Source organism: Bradyrhizobium sp. Ash2021, assembly GCF_031202265.1.
Lineage (GTDB): Bacteria > Pseudomonadota > Alphaproteobacteria > Rhizobiales > Xanthobacteraceae > Bradyrhizobium.
Map to the genome: position 1 here is coordinate 117,724 of NZ_CP100604.1, position 21,126 is coordinate 138,849.

The following is a 21,126-nucleotide window of genomic DNA, read 5'->3' on the forward strand; positions in this document are numbered from 1 at the left end:
AGGAGCGGACTCGACCGCTTAGTCTGACAGAGGAGTCGAGACCATGAGTGAAGTGAGTACGACGTTCGAACCCGAAAGCGTCACGATCGAGGCGCTGGCCCATCTGGGCGAGGGTCATATCGCCTATGTAAAGCAAGTCCGTTCCGAAGACGTGCCGGGACTGTTTCCCCAGGCGCCGAAGATCGCGCCGGGACTGAAGCTTTTCGCGCTGCATGCCGCCGACGGTACGCCGATCATGCTGACCGACAGCCGCGAAGCGGCGGTCGCGAACGCATGGAGCAACGAGCTGCAGGCCGTCAGCGTCCACTGACCTGGGCTTGCCGGTGTCACTGACTGTAGCCGTTCGCGGCTGACAGTGCGCTACATCAGAATTCGAGGCGCGCGGGCGTCTGTGATCGGCTTGGCCGGATACAGACGCCCGTATTGTCTTGGAACCGCGTCACGCTCATGCGCGCATTCTTATTTGCCAACCGAGTTCATGTAGGCCCGGTCTTCTGCCGGAAGCCCGTCCAGCCAGGCTTTCTCATCGCCCGGCTCGGGAAGGATATGGCCGTATTCGGCCATCTGCCTGGCCGGAATTTCAGTCACGTAAACCCACACCAGACGCTTCGTAAGTCCCGAGAGATCGGCGATCGCGGTCACCATTTCGGTCACGAGCCGCTGGCGGTCGGGAACGCTGCGGCCGGCACGAATGAACCCGTGAACGAAGATCTGCTCCGATGCGAGCGGCGCGCCGCCCATGAAGTGGTTGCCTTTGGCAACATCGGTGTAGATCACCTGCGCAAAGAACGACGCCGCGCCGGTCACCGCGTTATGGATGCGCGTGATTTCGGCAGCGATCGCCGATTTCTTGCCTGCGTCGAGCAGGCCGGCAGGCGACGTGCAGTGATATGTCGGCATTTTGATCTCCCTGTCATGGATGGTTCGTTGACGGCACACATATACGGGTATATACCCCTAATATGAATGATGATCCCTGTCTATGCACGTCCTTGCGACAGGCGGCGCTGGCGGCGACGCAGATCTATGATGAGGCACTTGAGCCGTCAGGTCTGAAGATCACGATGTTCCGCCTGCTGCGCCGGATATCGGAAGCGGGGCAGCCGACGATCAGCAAGCTGGCGCGTATTGTCGATCTCGATCGCAGCACGCTCGGCCGAAATCTGAAAGTGCTCGAACGCTCCGGCCATGTGCAGCTGTCCGGGGGACAGGATGAGCGCAGCAAGATCGTCAGCTTGACCGCCAAGGGCAGGACGAGGTTTGAAAAGGCGCTTCCGCTTTGGGCGAAAGCGCAGCAAACGATGCAGGCGCGGCTCGGCGATGAAAAAGCGGCCGTTTACGCGATTCAGTCGAAGCTAAACCGGAAGGCAGCACAGGTTTGAAGCTTGCACAGCCTTAAGGCGCCTTCAACCCAGCCGATCCATCGAAAGGTCCACCATGCCTCTGGTAAGAATAGATATCGGCAATACCGCGACACCGGAATTGGCCCAGGTAATCGGCGAAGTCGTTTACGCCGCGATGATCGAAATTGCCAAAGTGCCGCAACACGACAAATTCCAGATCATCACCCGTCACGCCGCCGGGCAGCTGATCTACCCATCCGAAGGCTATCTTGGAATCGACTACACGGCGGGCATCATTTTTATCCAGGTTTTCTGGGTGGCAGGACGAAGCACGGAGGTGAAAAAGGCCTTTTACCGCAAGATCGCCGACGATCTTCACGCGCGAGCGGGCGTGCGGAAGCAGGACGTGTTCATCAATTTGATCGATTCGGCGCGGGAGGATTGGTCATTTGGCAACGGCGAAATGCAGTACGCACCAACCTAGGAGTCCGTCCAGATAGGTGCTGCGACGGGCATTTATTGGCATGTTAGCCGGCTCAGGCAGCCTTTGCGAGGGTGAACAGCTTCAGGAGGTTGTGGGCGGTGCAGATCATGGCCCACTCGGCACGCACTTTTTCGACACCCCGCAACAGGAACTGGCGGAAGCCGCGCGCCTGTTTGATCTGTCCGAAGACCGGTTCGACCACTTGCTTTCTCAATCGGTAGGGCGTTTCGAAGCCGCCATCGTCGATCTTCTTTCGCATCCGTTGGGTCAGCGGTCCGCCGATTTTTCCGTTCGCGGCTGTCGGGTGCTTGGCGCGTCCAGGCGCGACATAGCCGTCAACGCGATGTGCTTCGAGCGCTTCGAGATTGGATTCGCTGCAGTAGCCGGAGTCCGCTGAGGCCTGCTCCGGCGTGCGGCCGAGATTGTTCTCGATGGCCTCGATCAGGGGCACCAGCTGGCCCTGATCGTTGCCGCACTGCGTCAGTTCGTGCGCGACAATGATCTGGGCGCCTGCGTCGACGGCGGCCTGTGCATTATAGGCCTGAACGAAGCCATCCTTCGACTTCATGATGCGGCTTTCCGGATCGGTGAAGTTGCGTTGCGACTTGGGATCAGGCTGGTCCGATGCCGGCGCCGCCGGTTTGCCCGGCTTCTTGCGGCCTTCGGCTTGGCGCTGCTGTTCCTTTTCGGCCTCGATGCGACGCTCTTCCTCCGCGGCCAGCCTGGCGTCGGCCTCCAGCGCCGCCATCGCCTGCTGGATCTTCGCCAGCCGCTTCTCCTTGTCGCCAGCCCAATCCGGCAGCTCGTCGCCGCGTTTGTCTTTGCCGAAAGTCTCGTCCTCCTGAGCATCCGCCGCCTCAGCGGCCGCCAGCATGCGAGCGACCTCGGCTTTCAATTCCGCCTCGCGTTTCTTCATGCGCTCATAACTCATCGCTTTATGTTTCGACGCGTTCGCTTTGATCTTCGTGCCATCAAGCGCGACATGGCCGAGTTTGACCAGCCCTGCCGTCTCGCACAACTTCAGAACCTGCAGGAACAGTGCGCCGAGCGCCTTCAAATGCCGCTTGCGGAAGTCGCTGATCGTGCGAAAATCCGGCGGATCGAGCGCGACAATCATTACAAAATCATTCCGTTCGCGGCAGGCCTTCGCGATCCGCCGCGATGAATACAGCCCACTCGCATAGCCGTGCAGCACAAGCGCCACCATCATGCGCGGGTCGAACGGCGGCTGCCCGAGCCCGCTCACATAGCTGCCCGTGATCTCCTTGAGATCGAGGCTCTCCCGCACCAGTTCAACGATAAACCGCGAGACATGGCCTTTCGGCACGAAGTCCTGCACATTCGGCGGCAGAAGCAGCGTCTGATCGATATTCCAGGGGCGAAAATACTTGCTCATCGCCCAAGGTTGAATCAGACTCGCTCAGAATTGAACAGCCACTATTCGGACAGGCTCCTAGAGCGCGATTACTTTTCTTCGAATCGTCATCCCGCTCTATCTTTTTGTTTGAGCATGATCTTTTCGGAAAACCGGTCTCCACTTTTCCGGATCATGCTCTAGGAAGTTGAACGGCTACGCCGCTGGACGGGTCACATGACAGACGGTGAGCTTCAATCCATCATGGGCGTGGACGCCTCGCCGACCGCGCCGCTCGGGCAGATGCTGCTCGTCCTCAACAACGCCCATGCGCCGGAACTGTCCCGGCTTGAGCCGGAGCGGCTCCAGCATCTCGTCAAACAGGCATTCCTCGCGCGAAGAATTGGCAATCTGGATGCGTTCATCCTCGCCCTCGACCAGGATGCCCGATACGACAGTCCCAATTTCCTCTGGTTCCGCGTGCGGTATCCGCGCTTCGTTTACGTGGACCGGGTCGTGGTCGCATCATCCGCGCGCGAGCGCGGCTGCGCGCGACGGCTTTACCTGGATCTGTTTGAACATGCGGTGCGGGCAGGACACGATCGAATCGTCTGCGAAGTCAACACGCGCCCTCCGAACCCGGAATCGGACGCATTTCATGCCGCGTTGGGATTTGTCGAAGTGGGTAGCGCCAGCATCCACAACGACCGCAAGACGGTGCGGTATTTGTCGCGTGCACTTCGCGCGCTGACCGCTTCCTCAACTGCCTCCACGCATGGCTGATCGAAGCTTTACGCCGCACTCGCCGGCGGCAAAGCCAGCACCGAATAGATCGCCTGGGCGTCGCGCGAGGCGCGCAGCTTCTTGGCGACGTCCTGGTCGCGCAGCAGTCGCGCGATCCGCGCCAATGCCTTCAGATGATCGGCGCCCGCGCCTTCCGGCGCCAGCAGCAGGAACACGAGGTCGACCGGCTGGCCGTCCATCGCCTCGAAATCGATCGGGCGTTCGAGACGGGCGAAAAACCCGAACAGCTTTTCCAGTTTGGGCAGCTTGCCGTGGGGGATCGCGACGCCATAGCCGACGGCCGTGGTTCCAAGCTTCTCCCGCTGCAGCAGCACCTCGAAAATCGAGCGCTCGTTCTGCCCGGTCAAGGTGGCGGCCCGGGCGCTAAGTTCCTGCAACGCCTGCTTCTTGCTGATGACCTTCAACGCCGGGAGTATCGCCTCGGGTGCGACCAGATCGGTAATCGTCATGGGGCGTTCCGAGGTGAATTGAACCGTCAGGGTGCGAGATAGGTTTTAGTGCGGCGGCGTCAAGAAGATGAGACGGGAGGCGGGCTTAGGCCGGGGTCCCGATTTGGGGGCTTCTACTCCAACGCATGACCGGTGCCAACTCCCGAGAGCCCGTTTCCGGGCCCTATCCTTAAGGGGCGGCGGACCATAGGGAGGGGTTTTTCGGGCGTCAATGCTTACAGGCATATATGTCAGGGGGTAACCGCCGGGGGGTCGACCCAGCCGACATTGCCGTCGGTGCGCCGGTAAATGATGTTCACCCGGCCACTCGAGCCGTGCTGGAACACGAGGCAGGCGGCCCCGGTCAGATCCAGCTCCATGACCGCCTCGCTGACCGAAAGCCGTTTCAGCGCGGTGGTCGCCTCCGCAATGATGACGGGACTGTAGGCGGTGACATCGTCATCGCCTTCCGCCGGCGCCTCGATGACATAGCTCGGCGCGTCGAGTACCGCTGTCATCCCGGCCATCGCCTCGGTAACGGCGTAGGTCTTGCGGGCCGAGCGATCCTTCAGGCGGCTCTTGTAGCGGCGCAGGCGCTTTTCGATCATCAAAAGCGCCTGGTCGGCGCTGGAATAGGCGTCGGTGGCGTTGGAATCGGCCTCGAGCGTGATTCCGGAATCCAGGTGCAGCGAGCAATCGGTCCGGAAACCGAAGCCATCCTTGCTCAGCGTGATATGGCCGGAATAATTGCCGTCGAAATATTTGCGCAGCACCTCATCGGTGCGTTCGCTGACGCGCGAGCGAAGCGCCTCGCCGACACTGATGCTTTTTCCCGAGATTCGAAGGGTCATTTGGTGCCTCAATTGCTTTGATGCCTCGACCACTCTGGAAGGGAACCGACACTATCGCGCGATTTGACGCGAACGCAATCAGGCGGGTGCGGTATCGCGGGACCGGTCGGAGGATGCGGCAGGGGCTGAGAGGGCGTTACCGAGCATGCTTTGCTTGTCACGGCGGCGTTGCACCGACGAAGGAATCCGCATCGCTTCGCGATATTTCGCAACGGTGCGGCGGGCGATATCAATGCCCGATTCGCGTAATCGTTCCACGATCGTATCATCGGAGAGGATCGCGGCGGGCGCTTCCGCATCGATCAATTGCTTGATGTGGTGGCGGACGGCCTCGGCCGAGTGGGCCTCGCCACCGTCGGCCGACGCAATCGAGGCGGTGAAGAAATATTTCAGTTCGAAACTGCCGCGATTGGTCGCCATGTATTTGTTGGCGGTCACCCGCGACACCGTCGATTCGTGCATCTGGATCGCGTCCGCTACCGCCTTGAGGTTGAGCGGCCGCAAATGCGCTACACCATGAGTAAAGAAGCCGTCCTGCTGGCGCACGATTTCGGTCGCGACTTTCAGGATGGTGCGGGCGCGCTGATCGAGCGCGCGGACCAGCCAGGTCGCATTCTGCAGGCAATCGGTGAAGTAGGATTTGTCACCGTCCTTGCGAATCGTCTTCGACAGCTCGGTATAATAGACCTGATTGACCAGCACGCGCGGCAACGTGTCGCTGTTGAGTTCGACATGCCAGCCGCCGTCGGGACCCGGCCGCACATACACGTCCGGCACCATGGTTTGCGTCCGCGCCGAGCCGAACTTCAAACCGGGTTTTGGATCGAGCCGGCGGATCTCGCCGATCATGTCGGTGATGTCTTCGTCGTCGACGCCGCAGAGTTTTCGTAAAGACGCGATGTCGCGCTTGGCCAGGAGATCGAGATGCTCGACCAGCGCCTGCATGGCGGGGTCATAGCGGTTGAGTTCGCGCAGCTGGATCGCCAGGCACTCGCTCAAGCCCCGCGCGCAAACGCCGGGCGGATCGAATTTCTGCAGCACCGCGAGAACGGCATCGACGTCTTGCTGCGGCGCACCAAGCCGTTCGGCGGCCTGCCCGAGATCCGGCGGCAGATAGCCGGCGTCGTCGACCAGATCGATCAGATACTGCCCGATCATGCGCTGCGCCGGCTCGGTGAAAGCGACGGACAATTGCTCGGCGAGATGGCTGCCAAGGGTGACCTCGGCGGCGACAAAGGCCTCGAGATTGTAGTCGTCGTCGTTGGAGGCGCCGCCGCCCCATTCGGTATAGGCGGTCGGCGCCGCGTCCTGCGCGACACGCGCGGCCGCCTCGGCGGGCTCCTCGGAGAATACGTTGTCGAGGCCCGTATCCAGCGTCTGCTCGATCTCGGTGCGGGTGCCGAGATCGCGGTTCATCCACTCTTCCTGGCCGGGCTCAAAGCTGTCGCCGGCGGAGCCGCCGGCCATGCCCGCGGCATGTTCGGCGCCGGAATCGTCGCCAAAACTGTCGGAATCGCCGGATTCGGAGAATTCCACCCGTTCGTCGGCCCGCTCCTGGGTGGGTTCGCCCGCGACCGGGGCTTCCGGCCCGTCATTGGCGCGTTCCAGCAGCGGGTTCCGTTCCAGTTCCTCCTCGACGAACGCCGAAAGGTCGAGGTTCGACAGCTGCAGCAGCTTGATCGCCTGCATCAACTGCGGCGTCATCACCAGCGACTGCGACTGTCGGAACTCTAGTCTTTGCGTTAGCGCCATGGAGGCAAGAACCGTTCCCTGAAAGTTGGTCCGATTCTTGCTTATATTAGTCCGGAGCCGATGTACACGGCTTGACGAATGCTAAAAATGGGCTACAGGCGGAATTCCTCGCCAAGGTAAAGACGGCGTACATCCGGATTGTTAACGATCTCATCCGGACTTCCCTCGGTCAAGATTTCCCCGGCATAGACGATATAGGCACGATCGGTGAGGCCGAGCGTTTCACGCACATTGTGGTCGGTGATCAAGACGCCGATGCCGCGATTGGTGAGGTGGCGGACCAGGTCCTGAATGTCGCCGACCGCGATCGGATCGATGCCGGCAAAGGGTTCGTCGAGCAGCATGTAATTGGGACGCGTAGCGAGCGCGCGCGCGATTTCGACGCGGCGGCGCTCACCGCCGGACAGCGCGATCGACGGTGTTTTACGCAAGCGCGTGATGTTGAATTCATCGAGCAGCGAATTCAGTTCCGCCTCGCGTTTTTTCCTGGAGGGCTCGACCACTTCCAGCACCGCGCGAATATTCTGCTCGACGGTCAGGCCGCGAAAGATCGAGGCTTCCTGCGGCAGATAGCCGATGCCGAGCCGCGCCCGCTGATACATCGGCAGCTTGGTGACGTCGTGGCCGTCGAGTTCGATGGCGCCGCGATCGGCCTTGATGAGGCCGGTGATCATGTAGAAAACCGTAGTCTTGCCGGCGCCATTGGGCCCAAGCAATCCGACTGCCTCGCCACGCCGGACATAGATGCTGACGCCACGCACGACCTGGCGGGTGCCGAAGCTCTTTTCCACGCTATGCACAGCCAGATAGCCCGGCCGCTTGATCAGGCGCGGCGCCGCGGCGCCATTGGTCTTGCTCGCAGGCCTGCCGGGCTTGGGGCTGGGACGCGGGGCTTCCGCCCGTGGCGGTTCGGCTGTCGGCTGCGGGATCGGCAGATCCAGCCCGGGCACCGGTGCGGTGCGGGCCATCGGCGGCGCGTCGCGCACCGGGCTCGTCAACATCTCGCCGAAGGAGTCGCCAAGCGCGGTGATGTCGTCCCGCGAGCGCGCAAATCCTGCCGGACCGCGTTTCGCAGGACGTCGACGGAAGATGCCGAGAATGTCCACCATCCCGCTTCGCTTAAGCCTTTCACGGTGATCCCGCGACCCATCCGCGGTGATTCGATTCGCTCGCGAACCATGAATTAATGGGCGCCCCTTGCCCAGCGATCCGCCTCAATCCCCTGCTGCGGATATCCAACCCGGCCGCCCCAGTAGATACAGGGTCGCGCCGCCCGCTTCAACCTCGCGGTCGCAACATAGTATTTAAGTAACTGATCTTATTTCTGTTTATTTGAGCCGCCCGGGGCTGGGGCTGCGGAAAGCGGTGCTCCGGGTATTGCCGGCCCACCTTGGCCTGACGATTGGAACAGGCCCTGGACGCGTCCACTGTCGGATTCCACCCGGGACACACCCGTCGCCATGTCCACCTTCAGCCGGTCGCCACGCAACACATTCTTGCCTTGGGTCAGGACCACACCGCCGAGCATCGTGATCAGGTTTTCCTTGGTGTCGAAAATCGCGGTTTCGCCGGTCACCACTTGATCCTTCTGAGTCACGACCACGCTGCCTTTCGCCTCCAGCCGGCGGATCGACGAACTGCCGCCCGGGCCGGGTGTTGCCGACTGCATCGGAGCGGATTTCGTACCCTTCGAATTTGCCGGCGGCGTGGCTGACGACGAGCTTGAATCGTAGAACACCACCAGCGTTTTCGATGTCATGGTGGTATCGCCCTGCACCACCTTCACATTGCCGGCAAACGTCGCTTCCTTTTTCTTGTCGCGCATCTCAAGCGAAGCGGCCTCGATCTGAATCGGCTGATCTCTGTTCTGCGAAAAGCCCTGCATCGCGTTGGGCACGCCCGACACGGCACCCTGCGCGCAGGCTTCGCCGCCGGCGATCAGCGCGAGTGCGAATGCCGCTACCGCAAAACTGCGCGAAGAAAACTTCATCTTGAAAATCATTTCGTATGGGACGGTTTGGCGGCAACCGACCGCGTCTTCGGCTGCGGCGCGGCAGGTTCAGGTGCAGCGGGTTCGTTGGCGGGCTGGCCGGACGCGCTATCGTCACCCAGCTTGTCCAGGTTCATCACGACATTGCCTTCGAACCGCACCACCTCGCCGCTGTTGAGAATCCTGAGTTTGTCTGATGTGAGCGTTCCGTTGAGCAATTTGACGTCGACATGTTCGTCCGACGTCACCGTGCCCTTGTTGATATCGACATAGGCCTGCGACATGCGGGCTTCATAGCCGGTGGAGGATTGCAGGAAGATATCTTTGCGCAGGTCCAGCATTTGCTGCTTGCTGTCGTAGTAGCCGGTGCGCGCGTCCATCGTCACCGTCGACTTGTCTTCCATCAAAACCTTGGCCCGCAACGTCTTGAGTTCGACGTGATCGGGATCGGTCAGATCCTGGATCGCGGCCTTGGCCCACATTTCGTAGGGCCGCTGGTCGGTCGAAAACCCGGCGAGATGCGGCGATTCCATCGTGACCCTGGTGCCGGATACCACGAGATTTCCGATGTCGACCGGCAGCTTGGAGAATTGCATGTTGTGGAACGGGTTGAGGACCGACGACACCAGCACGATGCCCGCCAGCGCCAGGACGACCGCCGCCGGAACCGCGATGCGCAACAGCCGCACCATCCGGCTGTGGCGCGCCGCGCGGGCAAAGCGCGCCTCCAGTCCGATCAGGTAGGCTGGGTTCTGTATCGAGTTCACCGCTGCTCCAAAGCGCGAGACGATCCCGCCATTGTACCCGGCATTGCCTGACTGTGCAGCCCGGACGTGGTCTCAGCAGTGTGACGGAAACGGGGCGGAAACGACCCCCGGCGGCCTTTCTAACGGTCACGGTTACGAATGCGCGAAAATGTCCTCGGCCTCCCAGCCGTCCAGATCGAGCCTGGCCCGGGTCGGCAGGAATTCGAAACAGGCTTTTGCCAGTTCGGTGCGGCCCTCGCGCGCCAGCATGGCATCGAGCCGTTCGCGCAGGCCATGGAGATGCAGCACGTCGGAAGCAGCATAGGCCAGTTGCGCCTCGCTGAGAGCTGGCGAGCCCCAGTCGCTCGATTGCTGCTGCTTCGACAGGTCGATATTGAGCACCTCGCGCACCAGGTCTTTCAGGCCATGCCGATCGGTGTAGGTGCGGGTGAGGCGGGAGGCGATCTTGGTGCAGTAGACCGGCTGCGGCATCACGCCGAAGGCGTTGTAGAGTGCCGCGAGATCGAAGCGGGCGAAGTGAAAGATTTTTGTGATGTTCGGATTGCCGAGCAGCGCCTTCAAGTTCGGCGCGTCGGCGTGCCCCTTCGGAATCTGGATCACATCGGCGCTGCCGTCGCCGTTCGACATCTGCACCACGCAGAGCCGGTCGCGATGCGGGTGCAACCCCATGGTCTCGGTATCGATCGCAACCGATTCCTTGTAGCGGGAGAGATCGGGCAGGTCGCCGCGATGCAGGCGGATGGTCATGAATTGAAGCCTCGTGTCTTTGGTCGATTCGACGCGAGACACTAGCGTCCAAAGCCCCGTGAGGCGAGCGGCAGGCACGCCCCGGACGCTATAAAACAGCCATATCGGCGCGATTTTCCGGCGGCGGGCGGCTATTTGGCGCGAAGCTGGCCGATGGCGCTGAGCCAGTCCTCCATGTGGAAGGTTTTCGCGATTCTGCCGTCCCGGGTGGTCTGGATATCGACGGCCATGATTCGAAAGCTATTGCCGCTATGCGGCATGCCGAACAATTCGCCGGCGGGCGTGCCCGTCACTTCGCCGCGCACGATGACGCGGTCGCCTGCGACCAGCACTTCCTTGATGTCGAATTTCATGTCCGGAATCGTGTTTGCGAAATTGGCTTTGACGTCGCCGCGGCCGGCAACATTGAACAGGCTGTACCAGGGTGCGATGATGGCGCGGGCTGTTGGCTCGGTTAGAACAGTCACGATGTTTCCTTCTCCGCCGCCACAGCAGCGCCACGGTGACCGTCACGAGAATGGCCAGCGGCGTCCATTGCCGCGAAACCAGGAAAATCGCGCCGGCGAAGGCAATAACGAAATTGCGGGACAGATAGACCCGATAGAACAGCGCGCCGGCGGGGTCGGTGACCTCCGCGCCGAAACGCGCGGAAGCCAGTTCGGGAACCGTCATTCCGCGAATGGAAAGAACCGCGAACGCCAACAGCAGCAGCGCTGCCAGAACGATGGCGGCGAGATCGAGCGACTTTTTCACATCGAACCTCCGCAAGCGGGTTGGGAGACCGGCGGCAGCGATGATTTCGGTTGTATGTATGTTGACCTACATATTATGAAGGTCAACATACCGATTTGAAATTGATATTTTTTTGCAGGCCAAAAGCTACTGATTCCAAAGGAAAAACATTGGCGGCTGCGGCGAAACTGTTGCGCCAGCAGGGCTATCACGGCACCGCGCTGCACGACATTCTGGCCGCCGGAGGCTCGCCGCGCGGGTCGCTCTATTTCCATTTCCCTGGGGCAAGGAGCAGATCGGCGAGGCGGCGTTGACGCTGGCCGGCGAGGCCGTGCGCGAGGGCATCGCAAGGGCTGCCGAAGCGTCCGAGGGCGCCGAAATCTTTCTGGTGCGGATCGTGCGCGGCATGACCGCGGACCTCGAACGCTCCGACTACCGGGAAGGCTACCCTATTGCGACCACGGCGCTGGAAACCTCCGCCCAATCCGAGGTGCTCGCCGCTGCGACACGCACCGCGTTTCAAAAATGGGAGAGCGAAATCAAGCGCGGCCTGGAGCGCTTCGGTATGACGGCGGAAGAAGCCGATCTGTTGCGACCATCGTGCTCAGCCAGGTCGAAGGCGCGCTGTTGCCGGCGCGGACCTACCGCAGCCCCGCGCCGCTACACCGCGCCGAGCAGGCGCTGAAACTTCTTCTCACGTCATCGAAATAACAAGATCGCATCCGTTCGGAACCTTGCGCCGCATCATTACGATACGTTGCGTTGGACCCTCTCGTCCATTTTTCCCTCTCAAGCATGCCGACGCGAAACTTTGCAGTGTGCCAGCCTCGTGAAATCGCGCGAGACCCACCCTATCTGTTGCGGGCAAGCATCGCACCCGCCGGCGGGCCGCACCTCCGCTCTCCCCGCCACAAAAAAGAGTCTGCATGACCGAACAAACTTTGGCCACGCCCATCGACGACCGGCAGGAACAGGAGCGCGGTTTTTCACGCTACCAGTCACTCCTCATTGCGCTGCTTGCGCTCGCGCAATTCACGATCATTCTCGACTTCATCATCATGTCGCCGCTCGGCGCCATCCTGATGCCCGCACTCGACATTACCGCCGGCCAATTCGGCGTGGCGGTTTCGGCCTACGCGTTCAGCGCCGGGATTTCGGGCGTCCTTGCCGCCGGCTTCGCCGATCGATTCGACCGCAAGCGCTTTCTCTTGTTGTTCTATGTCGGCTTCACGCTGGGAACGCTGCTCTGCGCGCTGGCGCCGAACTATCATTTGCTTTTGCTCGGCCGAATCGTGACCGGCCTGTTCGGCGGCGTGATCGGCTCCGTCGTGCTCGCCATCGTCACCGACCTTTTTCCGCTACATTTGCGCGGCCGCGTGATGGGGTTCGTTCAAACCGCATTCGCCGCAAGCCAGGTGCTCGGCATTCCGGCCGGCCTTTTTCTCGCCAACCATTGGAACTGGCACATAGCTTTCGGAGCGATCGTCGGCCTGTCGATCGCGACGATGGCGGCCGTCGTGTTCGTGATGCAGCCGGTGAACGCGCATCTCGGGCTCAAGCAGGACAAAAACGCCTTTCGGCACCTGATCGCGACCGTCGGACAACCGCGCTACACGCTGGCCTTCGCGGTGACGACACTGCTGGCGACAGGCGGGTTCATGCTGATGCCGTACGGCAGCGCCTACACCGTGCATAATCTCGGGATCGACATCCTGCATCTGCCGACGATCTACCTCGTCTCCGGCCTGTTCAGCATTTTCATCGGGCCGCTGGTCGGCCGGGCGAGCGACGCTTTCGGCAAGTTTCCCACCTTCATGTTCGGCAGCGCGGTGTCGGTGGTCATGGTGCTGATCTACACCCACCTCGGTCAGGTCACATTGACGACCGCGATCATCGTCAACGTCGTGATGTTCGTGGGCATCTTTTCGCGCATGATCCCGTCGCAGGCGCTGATCTCGGCGATACCCGACGCCAGTCAACGCGGCTCGTTCAGCGCGGTCAGCGCTTCCCTGCAGCAGTTCTCCGGCGGGCTCGGGTCCGTCTTCGCCGCAGCGATCATCGCGCAAAATCCGGACGGTTCGCTCCGGCATTTCGATTGGCTGGGCTACATCGTCGTCGCGACGTCGATCGTCTCGCTCATCACGATGTACTTTGTGCAGAAGCCGATCGCGAAGCGGGCCGGCAGGCGATTTGTCTGAGACAGGGGATTGGGCTTGCGGCGGCGACCCGGTCGCCAAAAACGGCGGCGGTCGTGACTCGCCGGGCGGCGGCACCATTCTGCGCGAATCCGCGCAAAATGGTGCCCAGGAAAGGACTCGAACCTTCACGGCCGTTAAGCCACTGGCACCTGAAGCCAGCGCGTCTACCAATTCCGCCACCTGGGCCCGGGCCGGTTACTAAGGACCGGTGGCGCGCTTGTCAAATTGGCAAACTGCGGTCCAAATGGTCTGTACAGCGCTGACATGATGGCGTATCGCGAATCCGCTAAATATGCCCATTATCGACCGAATTTGACCGGCAGGAACTGACCTATGGCATCGAACCTCGAAACGCTCGTCACAGTCTATGGCGGATCGGGTTTTATCGGGCGAAGCGTGGTGCGGGCGCTCTGCAAGCGCGATTACCGGGTCCGGGTGGCAGTGCGGCGGCCGGAACTGGCCGGGCATCTGCAGCCGCTCGGCCGGGTCGGCCAGATCCACGCCGTGCAGGCCAATCTGCGCTATCCGACGTCCGTCGAGGCCGCGATGCGCGATTCCCATGTCGCCATCAACCTGGTCGGCATTCTGGCCCCGGGCGGCGCGCAGACCTTCGAGGCGGTGCAGGCCAGGGGTGCCGGCGCCGTGGCCAAAGCGGCCGCCGCGACAGGCGCCCGGATGGTGCATGTTTCGGCGATCGGCGCCGACGAAAATTCGCTGTCCGCCTACGCGCGCTCCAAGGCCGCCGGCGAAAAGGCCGTGCTGTCGGCCGTGCCCTCCGCCACGATCCTGCGGCCCTCGGTGGTATTCGGGCCCGAGGATCAATTCACCAACCGTTTCGCTGCGCTTGCCCGCCTGTCGCCGGCGCTGCCATTGATCGGCGGCGGCCTCACCAAACTGCAGCCGGTCTATGTCGGCGATGTCGCAAGCGCGGTTGCCGATGCGGTCGACGGCAAGGCCAAGGCTGGCGCGACCTACGAGCTCGGCGGGCCGGAAGTGCTGACCATGCGCGAGATCATGGAAATCATCCTGGATATCACCGAGCGCAAGCGCATGCTGATTCCGCTGCCGTTCGGTCTGGCCCAGCTCCAGGCGCTGTTCCTGCAGTTCGCGCCGGGCGCGCTGAAGCTGACGCCGGACCAGGTGGTGCTGTTGCGGTCCGACAATGTGGTCTCCGATGCGGCAAAGGCCGCGGGGCTGACGCTGGAAGGGCTCGGGATCGCGCCGGACTCGATGGAAGCGATCGGCCCGCAATATCTCTGGCGCTTCCGCGCCGCCGGGCAATTCCAGAAGAGCGCGTAGGTTTTTCAACCCGTCGTCCCGGCCAAGCGAAGCGCGAGCCGGGACCCATAAACACCGTTATTTGTGTTGCGCAGAGCTGGGGCCACAGCGTGTTTAATCAACACGCATTCGTTGCTATGCGTCCCCGCTTTCGCGGGGACGACGTGGGAGAGAGTGTTACTTCCCCATCGCCAGCGCGATCAGGCCGAGCGTGCCAACGATCACGCGCCACCACGCGAAGAATGTGAAGCCGTGGCGGGTGACGTAATTCAGGAACGTCTTCACCACGATCATCGCGGTGATGAACGAGACCACGAATCCGATCGCGATGATGCCCACGTGATCGGTCGTCATCTCGGCGCGGTTCTTGTAAAAATCATAGGCAAATGCGCCGACCATGGTCGGGATGGCCAGGAAGAACGAGAATTCCGCCGCCGCGCGCTTGTCCGCGCCCAGGAACATCGCCGCCACGATGCTGGCGCCAGAGCGCGACACGCCGGGAATCATGGCGAGGCACTGCGCAACGCCGATCCACAGATACATCAGCAGCGGAAATTTCGTGGCATCGTGTTCGTGCGGTTTGTGATCCTGCTGATCGACCCACAGCAGAATCGCGCCGCCGACAATCAGCGAAAAGCACACCACCCACGGATTGAACAGCACTTCCTTGATGTACTTGCCGACGATCAGGCCGATGACCACCGCCGGCAGGAACGCTACCAGCACGCCGATCACGAAGCGCCGGTCGGCGGGATTGGAAAACATGCCGAGCGCGATCTGCCACAATTTCGCGAAATAGATCACGACGATCGCAAGGATCGCGCCGAGCTGAATCAACACCGCAAAAGTCTGCCAGAAACTGCCTTCGCCGAGACCGAAGAAGCGTTGCGCCAGCAGCAAATGTCCGGTCGAGGAAACCGGCAGAAATTCCGTGACACCCTCGATGATGCCAAGAATTACCGCCCTCAATGTATCCGACATCATGATGGGGTCCATTTTGACTGGAAAATCCGCGCTCTTCTCGCCTATTCCCCCTTTTGCTGCAATCGCAAAAAAACGGCAAACACAGGTTGCCTCGGGCGCTTGCTTGGCTATAGCGTTTTCGAGCGAGAGCCTGTCCCGGACTTGATCGGGGTGGATGCCGGTTCGCGTAAGGAAAACGCGTCAAAACTAAGGCTGGAGCCTCGGCCCTGATTCAAACAGAATTGAACAAGCTCCAGTGACCCCCATTCGATACGCGGCCGGATCCGGTTGAGGGTTTCTTAAGCACCGCGAACTAACCCAAGGACTTCATGTACACGCTGTTTCATCATCCGTTCTGCCCGCATTCGCGCTTCATTCGCCTGGTCCTTGGCGAATACGGCCTCGATCTGCGGCTGGTCGAGGAACGGGTCTGGGAACGGCGCGAAGCATTTCTCGCGCTTAACCCCGCGGCGACGACGCCGGTGCTGATCGCCGAGGGCTTCCCTCCTATTCCGGGCGCCGGGATCATTGCCGAATATCTCGACGAGGCGCACGGCCTGGAGGTTGGCGAACGGCGGCTGTTGCCGGCTTCGATGGCGGAGCGCGTCGAGGTGCGCCGGCTGATGGCGTGGTTCAACGATAAATTCTTCGAGGAGGCCGCCAATCCGCTGGTGACCGAGCGCATCTACAAGCGCTTCATGAGCGAAGAGGATGGCGGCGGCGCGCCGGCGGCGGAAGTGATCCGCGCGGCCAAGGTCAATGTGCGCTATCATCTGACCTATATCGGCTGGCTGGCGCGGACGCGGAACTATCTCGCCGGCGACCGGATCAGTTACGCGGACCTCGCCGCCGCGGCGCATCTTTCGGCGATCGATTATCTGGGCGACGTGCCATGGAGCGAGGACGACGCGGCAAAGGCGTGGTACGCGCGGGTGAAATCCCGCCCGTCGTTCCGCCCGCTCCTGAGCGAATGGCTGGCGGGCGTGCCGGCATCGCGGACCTACGTGGACCTCGACTTCTGAACGAAACCGTCAAGCTTTCCCCGGCCGATCTGAAAACCGCGCTTGCGCGCCAGGCCCGTTCGCTCGGCTTCGATTGCATCGGCGTCACCGGTCCGGAGGCAATCGCTGCCGCCGGAAAATACTTTCGCGAGTTCCTCGAGTCGGGTGGCCATGGTTCCATGGACTGGCTCGCCGCCAGCCCCGAGCGCCGCACCGATCCGCGCGTGCTGTGGCCCGGCGTTCGTTCGATCATCATGCTCGGCGTCAATTACGGGCCCGACGAAAATCCGCTGGAGATTCTTGAAAAACGCTCGTGCGGCGCGATCTCGGCCTATGCGCAAGGCGACGACTATCACGACGTGATCAAGAAGCGCCTGAAGGCGCTGGCGCGATGGCTGGTCGCGACAACGGGCGATGACGTGAAAGTATTCGTCGATACCGCAGCGGTAATGGAAAAGCCGCTGGCGCAGGCGGCGGGCCTCGGCTGGCAGGGCAAGCACACCAATCTGGTGTCGCGTGAATTCGGCTCATGGCTGTTCCTGGGCGCGATCTTCACCGCCTCCGACCTGCCGCGCGATGAATCCGACATCGATCATTGCGGCTCATGCCAGGCTTGTCAGGATATCTGCCCGACCGCGGCGTTTCCCGCGCCCTACAAGCTCGACGCGCGGCGCTGCATTTCCTATCTCACGATCGAGAACAAGGGCCCGATCCCGCACGAGTTCCGCAAAGCGATCGGCAACCGCATCTATGGCTGCGACGATTGCCTGGCCGTATGTCCATGGAACAAGTTCGCGCAGCAGGGCCGCGAAACCAAGCTTGCGGCGCGCGAACAATTGCGTGCGCCACAGCTTTCGGAATTGGCGCGGCTCGACGACACGACGTTTCGCGCGCTGTTTGCGAAATCACCGGTCAAGCGCATCGGCCGCGACCGCTTTATTCGCAATGTGCTGATTGCGATCGGCAACTCGAACCAGGCCGCCCTGGCGCAAGAGGCCGAGCGATTGCTCGGCGACGAAAGCTCGCTGGTCCGTGGTGCTGCGGTATGGGCGCTGTCGCAATTGCTGGGGCGCGAGAAGTTTTGCACGTTGGCGGCGAAGACGCTTGGCACCGAGGCCGATGACAGCGTGCGAGAGGAATGGCAGCTCATAAGCACCGCTGCCAGTCCCTCATCCTGAGGAGCGCGCTTCGCGCGCGTCTCGAAGGATGAGAGCCGGGCTCTCATGGTTCGAGACGGCGCGGCGCGCCTCCTCACCATGAGGATCAGCACCCTTGATTTCATCGCGCAAATTCCGCCATGGTCGCGCGCCATGAAAAATCAGCCTTTCTTCACCAAAGACCGTGACGCCTTCATCCCCACGTTCGTCGCGAACGGGCCGTGGGACCCCAACTCGCTGCACGGCCGCGTCATCATCGGCCTGCTGGCCTTCGAGATCGAACAGCGCCACGGCTCGGACGATTTCGTGCCGGCGCGATTGACGGTCGACATGTTTCGCCTGCCAAAAATGGCGCCGATCGAGGTCGAGACAAGAATCATCCGTGACGGGATGCGCATCAAGGTGGTCGAGGCCGAGTTCTTCTCCGGCGGCACCAGCATGGCGCGCGCTTCGTGTCAGTTATTGCGCAAGACGGAAAATGCACCGGGCAATGTGTGGTCGCCGCCGAACTGGGACGTGCCGCAGCCGGCGGACATTGCCAAACCCACCGATCCCAGGCTCGGCATGAACGGCAAATGGACCACGCGGCCGATCGCAGGCCACATGGGTTCGCTCGGGCCGCGCCGGCTATGGATGAGCGAAGTGCGCGAACTCGTCGAAGGCGTGCCGATGACGCCGTTCGTGCATGTCGCCACCGGCGCCGATTTCGCCAGCCCCTTCGCCAATGCCGGCGATCAGGGCCTCGGCTACATCAACAGCGACGTGACGATCTATCTGCATCGCCTGCCGGTGACGAACTGGATCGGGTTTGAGGTGGTGAACCATCATGCCACGGAAGGCATCGCGATCGGAGAGTGCTGGCTCTATGACGAAAAGGGCCCGATCGGCACGTCGACGGTGGCAGCCCTTGCGCAACGCAAGCCAATGACAAATCCGCCGCCACCGTGAGAGTTCCTGCCGTCATTGCGAGGAGCGACAGCGACGAAGCAATCCATCTATCCGTTATGCCGCGCCATAGATTGCTTCGCTACGCTCGCAATGACGGTGAGAGAGAATCACGCCACCAAATGCCGCGCCATCTCGGGCCGAGCCTTCAGCGCCGCGCCCTGTTTTGCAAATATCTTCGCGATCCGCTCGGGCGCGAAGTTCATGTCGACGAAGCCGGGCGCGGTGTTGGCGACCTCGTGATATGTCGCGATCTTGCCATCGCGCAGCGTCATGATCGCGACACCCTCGAACATCGCACGCGCCCCCTTGGCCTCCGGCAGCGTCGAGCGGTAGCTGAACGTGTAGCGCGCATAGAGGGTATGGCCGTCGCTGACCGGCGCGTGCATGTCCCAGCGAAAATCGGTGGCCGTGCGATAGAACCAGTCGTCGATCATTTCAGCTATGGCCCGCGAACGCGCCGTAGAACACATCGTGATAGACGCCATCCTCGGTGAACAATTCCGAAAACGCCTTGCCGTTGCGCTGTTCGACCGCATCGCAGAAGGCGCGGAGCATGGCTGATGTATTCATGGCGTTTCTCCCGGCCGTCATGCCCCGCGAAAGCGGGGCATCCAGTATTCCAGAGCACGTGAGATGAATCGATAGGCCGCGGCGTACTGGATCGTCCGCTTTCGCGGACGATGACACTGTGACTAACGGTGAGAGTCTACCCTATCTCCGCCACCGCCGCGATGATCCGCGCGATGTCCTGCGGGCGCGACAGGCGGTGATCGCCGTCCTGGATCATGGTCAGCACCACGTCTTCGCTCGGCAGCCGGTGCACCAGCGCGAAGGCGTGCTGCCACGGCACGTCCGGATCCTGCGCGCCCTGCAGGATGCGGACCGGACATCCGACCTCGATGGCGCTGCCGAGCAGCAAATGATTGCGGCCCTCCTCGATCAGCGCGCGCGTGATCGGATACGGCGCGCCATCGCCATATGGCGACGGCCGCTGCCACACCCCCTTGGTCCGGATCTCCTCGCGAATGTCCTCCGAAAAGCCGTTCCACATCAATTGTTCGGTGAAGTCGGGCGCCGGCGCGATCAGCACCAGCCCGGCCAGCGAGGCGTGGCTTGGCTCGCGTCGGGCGATTTCGCGCGCCAGCAGCAGCGCCATCCAGCCACCCATCGATGATCCGATCACGACCTGCGGACCTCGGCAGAACCGCTCGAATACCGCGACACTTTCTTCCAGCCAGCGCCCGATGGTGCCGTCGATGAAGGCACCGCCGGATTCGCCGTGACCGGAATAATCGAACCGGACGCAGGCGCGGCCCTGTTCGGCAGCCCATGCATCCAGCGCCAGCGCCTTGGTGCCCCTCATGTCGGAATTGAAACCTCCGAGCCAGAACAGCCCGGGGTCGGACCCTGCGCGGGCGCGCACCGCTATCCGGCGCCCGCCGTCGTCCTTCCCGACCTCGATGAAGGCCGGTTCCTGATCGATTACAGCCGAATTGGTCATGGTTTAGCTACTCTTGCTGGACTCTTGCTGGACTCTTGCTGGGCTCTTGCTCGACTCTTGCCCGCTGCTTTTTCGATGAGCACACGCCATCGCTTAACGGATCCCGATGGCGGTCTATCCTTGCGGAACATCCCGTCGCGCTTTATTTGCCCGGCGTGACCAAAATGCCTCGCATTTGACGGTTTTCGCGCGTAAGCCGCGAGTTCGCTTGCCCGCCGACGCGTATTGCTTCAAACTATAGCCCTTCCTTCACAACTTTGGAGAGTTACCCATTCGCCGTCCCAACAGAGCCCCGCCCACCGCATCAAAAGATGGGCCGCGCACCAATGATGAAATCCGCAACGCGCAGATCCAGCTGATCGATCAGAACGGCACCAACCACGGAACAGTCGAGACCGTGGTGGCTGTCAAGATGGCCCTTGAAGCGGGCATGGATCTTGTCGAGATTTCGCCGAACAACAATCCTCCCGTTTGCAAGATCATGGACTACGGGAAGTTCAAATATTCCGCGCAGAAGAAAGCCGCCGAAGCCCGCAAGAAGCAGAAGGTCGTCGAGATCAAGGAGATCAAGCTGCGGCCGATGATCGACGATCACGATTACGACGTGAAGATGCGCGCGATGCAGCGGTTCTTCGAGGAAGGCGACAAGGTCAAGATCACCTTGCGCTACCGCGGCCGCGAAATGGCGCACCAGGAGATCGGCACCAAGCTTTTGGACAAGGTCAAGGCCGACGTCGCCGAATACGCCAAGGTCGAGCAGGACGCACGTTTCGAAGGCCGCCAGGTCGTCATGGTGCTGGCGCCGCGCTGATTTGAACTGGTGATTGC

25 protein-coding genes, 1 tRNA gene and 1 pseudogene are annotated in these 21,126 nt (G+C 61.8%); 13 read left to right on the forward strand and 14 right to left on the reverse strand.

Going from position 1 to position 21,126, the window contains the following annotated elements; genetic code table 11:
• The first annotated feature begins 43 nt into the window (after positions 1–43).
• Complete coding sequence (locus NL528_RS00520; protein WP_074272175.1) at positions 44–310, forward strand: DUF1150 domain-containing protein; 267 nt, start codon at positions 44–46, stop codon at positions 308–310.
• Positions 311–459: 149 nt separating this feature from the next.
• Here the strand turns inward: NL528_RS00520 and NL528_RS00525 are convergent, their stop codons facing one another.
• The gene (locus NL528_RS00525; RefSeq protein ID WP_309180826.1) at positions 460–900 is read right to left on the reverse strand and encodes a tautomerase family protein; all 441 of its coding nucleotides are present in this window, start codon (positions 898–900) and stop codon (positions 460–462) included.
• 164 nt (positions 901–1,064) lie between these two features.
• On the opposite strand from NL528_RS00525, the gene NL528_RS00530 reads away from it, so the two are divergent.
• Entirely contained in the window at positions 1,065–1,382 is a 318-nt protein-coding gene (locus tag NL528_RS00530; RefSeq protein WP_309180827.1) for a MarR family transcriptional regulator, read from the forward strand.
• Positions 1,383–1,482: 100 nt separating this feature from the next.
• A complete protein-coding gene (locus tag NL528_RS00535) occupies positions 1,483–1,827 on the forward strand; it encodes a tautomerase family protein (protein ID WP_309180828.1) in 345 nt (114 codons plus the stop codon).
• Between the two features lie 52 nt (positions 1,828–1,879).
• On the opposite strand, the gene NL528_RS00540 is transcribed toward NL528_RS00535, so the two are convergent.
• A complete protein-coding gene (locus NL528_RS00540) occupies positions 1,880–3,223 on the reverse strand; it encodes an IS1182 family transposase (protein ID WP_074272158.1) in 1,344 nt (447 codons plus the stop codon).
• 222 nt (positions 3,224–3,445) lie between these two features.
• Between NL528_RS00540 and NL528_RS00545 the strand changes: the two genes are divergently transcribed.
• On the forward strand, positions 3,446–3,964 hold the full coding sequence (locus NL528_RS00545; RefSeq protein WP_309180829.1) for a GNAT family N-acetyltransferase: 519 nt from the start codon (positions 3,446–3,448) through the stop codon (positions 3,962–3,964).
• A gap of 8 nt (positions 3,965–3,972) precedes the next feature.
• On the opposite strand, the gene ptsN is transcribed toward NL528_RS00545, so the two are convergent.
• The 8 genes from ptsN to NL528_RS00585 all read right to left on the reverse strand — a co-directional run bounded on the left by ptsN (position 3,973) and on the right by NL528_RS00585 (position 10,987).
• Positions 3,973–4,434 (reverse strand): PTS IIA-like nitrogen regulatory protein PtsN, encoded by a 462-nt coding sequence (gene ptsN, locus NL528_RS00550; RefSeq protein ID WP_074272170.1) that lies wholly within the window; start codon positions 4,432–4,434, stop codon positions 3,973–3,975.
• Between the two features lie 230 nt (positions 4,435–4,664).
• Positions 4,665–5,264 carry a ribosome hibernation-promoting factor, HPF/YfiA family gene (gene hpf / locus NL528_RS00555; protein ID WP_309180830.1) on the reverse strand — a complete coding sequence of 200 codons (600 nt, stop codon included), beginning with the start codon at positions 5,262–5,264 and terminating at the stop codon, positions 4,665–4,667.
• Positions 5,265–5,342: 78 nt separating this feature from the next.
• Complete coding sequence (gene rpoN / locus NL528_RS00560) at positions 5,343–7,016, reverse strand: RNA polymerase factor sigma-54 (RefSeq protein ID WP_309180831.1); 1,674 nt, start codon at positions 7,014–7,016, stop codon at positions 5,343–5,345.
• Between the two features lie 92 nt (positions 7,017–7,108).
• On the reverse strand, positions 7,109–8,125 hold the full coding sequence (gene lptB, locus NL528_RS00565) for an LPS export ABC transporter ATP-binding protein (RefSeq protein WP_309180832.1): 1,017 nt from the start codon (positions 8,123–8,125) through the stop codon (positions 7,109–7,111).
• Positions 8,126–8,334: 209 nt separating this feature from the next.
• Complete coding sequence (locus NL528_RS00570; protein WP_309180833.1) at positions 8,335–9,018, reverse strand: LptA/OstA family protein; 684 nt, start codon at positions 9,016–9,018, stop codon at positions 8,335–8,337.
• Positions 9,015–9,773: an LPS export ABC transporter periplasmic protein LptC gene (gene lptC / locus NL528_RS00575; RefSeq protein WP_309180834.1), complete on the reverse strand. Its 759-nt coding sequence runs from the start codon at positions 9,771–9,773 to the stop codon at positions 9,015–9,017. The genes NL528_RS00570 and lptC overlap by 4 nt, the downstream gene beginning before the upstream one ends.
• Before the next feature lie 132 nt (positions 9,774–9,905).
• Positions 9,906–10,520 (reverse strand): ribonuclease D, encoded by a 615-nt coding sequence (locus NL528_RS00580; RefSeq protein WP_309180835.1) that lies wholly within the window; start codon positions 10,518–10,520, stop codon positions 9,906–9,908.
• Positions 10,521–10,651: 131 nt separating this feature from the next.
• On the reverse strand, positions 10,652–10,987 hold the full coding sequence (locus NL528_RS00585) for an ester cyclase (RefSeq protein ID WP_309180836.1): 336 nt from the start codon (positions 10,985–10,987) through the stop codon (positions 10,652–10,654).
• 1 nt (position 10,988) lies between these two features.
• Here NL528_RS00585 and NL528_RS00590 point away from each other — a divergent pair, with 1 nt between their 5' ends.
• The 4 genes from NL528_RS00590 to NL528_RS00600 all read left to right on the forward strand — a co-directional run bounded on the left by NL528_RS00590 (position 10,989) and on the right by NL528_RS00600 (position 13,450).
• Positions 10,989–11,372 carry a hypothetical protein gene (locus NL528_RS00590; protein ID WP_309180837.1) on the forward strand — a complete coding sequence of 128 codons (384 nt, stop codon included), beginning with the start codon at positions 10,989–10,991 and terminating at the stop codon, positions 11,370–11,372.
• 71 nt (positions 11,373–11,443) lie between these two features.
• Positions 11,444–11,566 carry a TetR family transcriptional regulator gene (locus NL528_RS46870; RefSeq protein ID WP_375144120.1) on the forward strand — a complete coding sequence of 41 codons (123 nt, stop codon included), beginning with the start codon at positions 11,444–11,446 and terminating at the stop codon, positions 11,564–11,566.
• On the forward strand, positions 11,563–11,937 hold the full coding sequence (locus NL528_RS00595) for a hypothetical protein (RefSeq protein WP_309180838.1): 375 nt from the start codon (positions 11,563–11,565) through the stop codon (positions 11,935–11,937). Before NL528_RS46870 ends, NL528_RS00595 begins: the two co-directional genes overlap by 4 nt.
• 241 nt (positions 11,938–12,178) lie before the next feature.
• Positions 12,179–13,450: an MFS transporter gene (locus tag NL528_RS00600; RefSeq protein WP_309180839.1), complete on the forward strand. Its 1,272-nt coding sequence runs from the start codon at positions 12,179–12,181 to the stop codon at positions 13,448–13,450.
• Between the two features lie 99 nt (positions 13,451–13,549).
• On the opposite strand, the gene NL528_RS00605 is transcribed toward NL528_RS00600, so the two are convergent.
• Positions 13,550–13,636: transfer RNA gene (locus tag NL528_RS00605), tRNA-Leu, on the reverse strand.
• Between the two features lie 147 nt (positions 13,637–13,783).
• Here NL528_RS00605 and NL528_RS00610 point away from each other — a divergent pair.
• On the forward strand, positions 13,784–14,749 hold the full coding sequence (locus tag NL528_RS00610; RefSeq protein WP_309180840.1) for a complex I NDUFA9 subunit family protein: 966 nt from the start codon (positions 13,784–13,786) through the stop codon (positions 14,747–14,749).
• A 156-nt stretch (positions 14,750–14,905) separates the two neighbouring features.
• On the opposite strand, the gene NL528_RS00615 is transcribed toward NL528_RS00610, so the two are convergent.
• Positions 14,906–15,712, reverse strand: a complete 807-nt coding sequence (locus tag NL528_RS00615; RefSeq protein ID WP_309180841.1) for an undecaprenyl-diphosphate phosphatase — start codon at positions 15,710–15,712, stop codon at positions 14,906–14,908.
• 308 nt (positions 15,713–16,020) lie between these two features.
• On the opposite strand from NL528_RS00615, the gene NL528_RS00620 reads away from it, so the two are divergent.
• From NL528_RS00620 to NL528_RS00630, 3 genes are all read left to right on the forward strand, one after another.
• The gene (locus NL528_RS00620; RefSeq protein WP_309180842.1) at positions 16,021–16,713 is read left to right on the forward strand and encodes a glutathione S-transferase family protein; all 693 of its coding nucleotides are present in this window, start codon (positions 16,021–16,023) and stop codon (positions 16,711–16,713) included.
• A complete protein-coding gene (queG, locus tag NL528_RS00625; RefSeq protein WP_309180843.1) occupies positions 16,662–17,870 on the forward strand; it encodes a tRNA epoxyqueuosine(34) reductase QueG in 1,209 nt (402 codons plus the stop codon). The genes NL528_RS00620 and queG overlap by 52 nt, the downstream gene beginning before the upstream one ends.
• Before the next feature lie 132 nt (positions 17,871–18,002).
• Positions 18,003–18,797, forward strand: coding sequence for an acyl-CoA thioesterase domain-containing protein (locus tag NL528_RS00630; protein ID WP_309185290.1), 795 nt, complete (start codon positions 18,003–18,005; stop codon positions 18,795–18,797).
• 107 nt (positions 18,798–18,904) lie between these two features.
• Here NL528_RS00630 and NL528_RS00635 read toward each other — a convergent pair.
• A pseudogene (locus NL528_RS00635) lies at positions 18,905–19,367 on the reverse strand (nuclear transport factor 2 family protein).
• Positions 19,368–19,503: 136 nt separating this feature from the next.
• The gene (locus NL528_RS00640; RefSeq protein ID WP_309180844.1) at positions 19,504–20,298 is read right to left on the reverse strand and encodes an alpha/beta hydrolase; all 795 of its coding nucleotides are present in this window, start codon (positions 20,296–20,298) and stop codon (positions 19,504–19,506) included.
• A 271-nt stretch (positions 20,299–20,569) separates the two neighbouring features.
• Between NL528_RS00640 and infC the strand changes: the two genes are divergently transcribed.
• Positions 20,570–21,109: a translation initiation factor IF-3 gene (gene infC / locus NL528_RS00645; protein ID WP_074272152.1), complete on the forward strand. Its 540-nt coding sequence runs from the start codon at positions 20,570–20,572 to the stop codon at positions 21,107–21,109.
• The last annotated feature ends 17 nt before the right edge of the window (positions 21,110–21,126 follow it).

Coding starts and splice junctions, on each gene's coding strand:
- NL528_RS00580 (WP_309180835.1), bottom strand. CDS start 10,520: ATGACCATCCGCCTGCATCGCGGCGACCTGCCCGATCTCTCCCGCTAC.
- NL528_RS00525 (WP_309180826.1), bottom strand. CDS start 900: ATGCCGACATATCACTGCACGTCGCCTGCCGGCCTGCTCGACGCAGGC.
- NL528_RS00630 (WP_309185290.1), top strand. CDS start 18,003: ATGAAAAATCAGCCTTTCTTCACCAAAGACCGTGACGCCTTCATCCCC.
- NL528_RS00540 (WP_074272158.1), bottom strand. CDS start 3,223: ATGAGCAAGTATTTTCGCCCCTGGAATATCGATCAGACGCTGCTTCTG.
- NL528_RS00640 (WP_309180844.1), bottom strand. CDS start 20,298: ATGACCAATTCGGCTGTAATCGATCAGGAACCGGCCTTCATCGAGGTC.
- NL528_RS00570 (WP_309180833.1), bottom strand. CDS start 9,018: ATGATTTTCAAGATGAAGTTTTCTTCGCGCAGTTTTGCGGTAGCGGCA.
- NL528_RS00520 (WP_074272175.1), top strand. CDS start 44: ATGAGTGAAGTGAGTACGACGTTCGAACCCGAAAGCGTCACGATCGAG.
- NL528_RS00610 (WP_309180840.1), top strand. CDS start 13,784: ATGGCATCGAACCTCGAAACGCTCGTCACAGTCTATGGCGGATCGGGT.
- hpf (WP_309180830.1), bottom strand. CDS start 5,264: ATGACCCTTCGAATCTCGGGAAAAAGCATCAGTGTCGGCGAGGCGCTT.
- NL528_RS00615 (WP_309180841.1), bottom strand. CDS start 15,712: ATGATGTCGGATACATTGAGGGCGGTAATTCTTGGCATCATCGAGGGT.
- ptsN (WP_074272170.1), bottom strand. CDS start 4,434: ATGACGATTACCGATCTGGTCGCACCCGAGGCGATACTCCCGGCGTTG.
- queG (WP_309180843.1), top strand. CDS start 16,662: ATGGCTGGCGGGCGTGCCGGCATCGCGGACCTACGTGGACCTCGACTT.
- NL528_RS00545 (WP_309180829.1), top strand. CDS start 3,446: ATGGGCGTGGACGCCTCGCCGACCGCGCCGCTCGGGCAGATGCTGCTC.
- NL528_RS00620 (WP_309180842.1), top strand. CDS start 16,021: ATGTACACGCTGTTTCATCATCCGTTCTGCCCGCATTCGCGCTTCATT.
- rpoN (WP_309180831.1), bottom strand. CDS start 7,016: ATGGCGCTAACGCAAAGACTAGAGTTCCGACAGTCGCAGTCGCTGGTG.
- lptB (WP_309180832.1), bottom strand. CDS start 8,125: ATGGTGGACATTCTCGGCATCTTCCGTCGACGTCCTGCGAAACGCGGT.
- NL528_RS00530 (WP_309180827.1), top strand. CDS start 1,065: ATGTTCCGCCTGCTGCGCCGGATATCGGAAGCGGGGCAGCCGACGATC.
- NL528_RS00590 (WP_309180837.1), top strand. CDS start 10,989: ATGTTTCCTTCTCCGCCGCCACAGCAGCGCCACGGTGACCGTCACGAG.
- NL528_RS00600 (WP_309180839.1), top strand. CDS start 12,179: ATGACCGAACAAACTTTGGCCACGCCCATCGACGACCGGCAGGAACAG.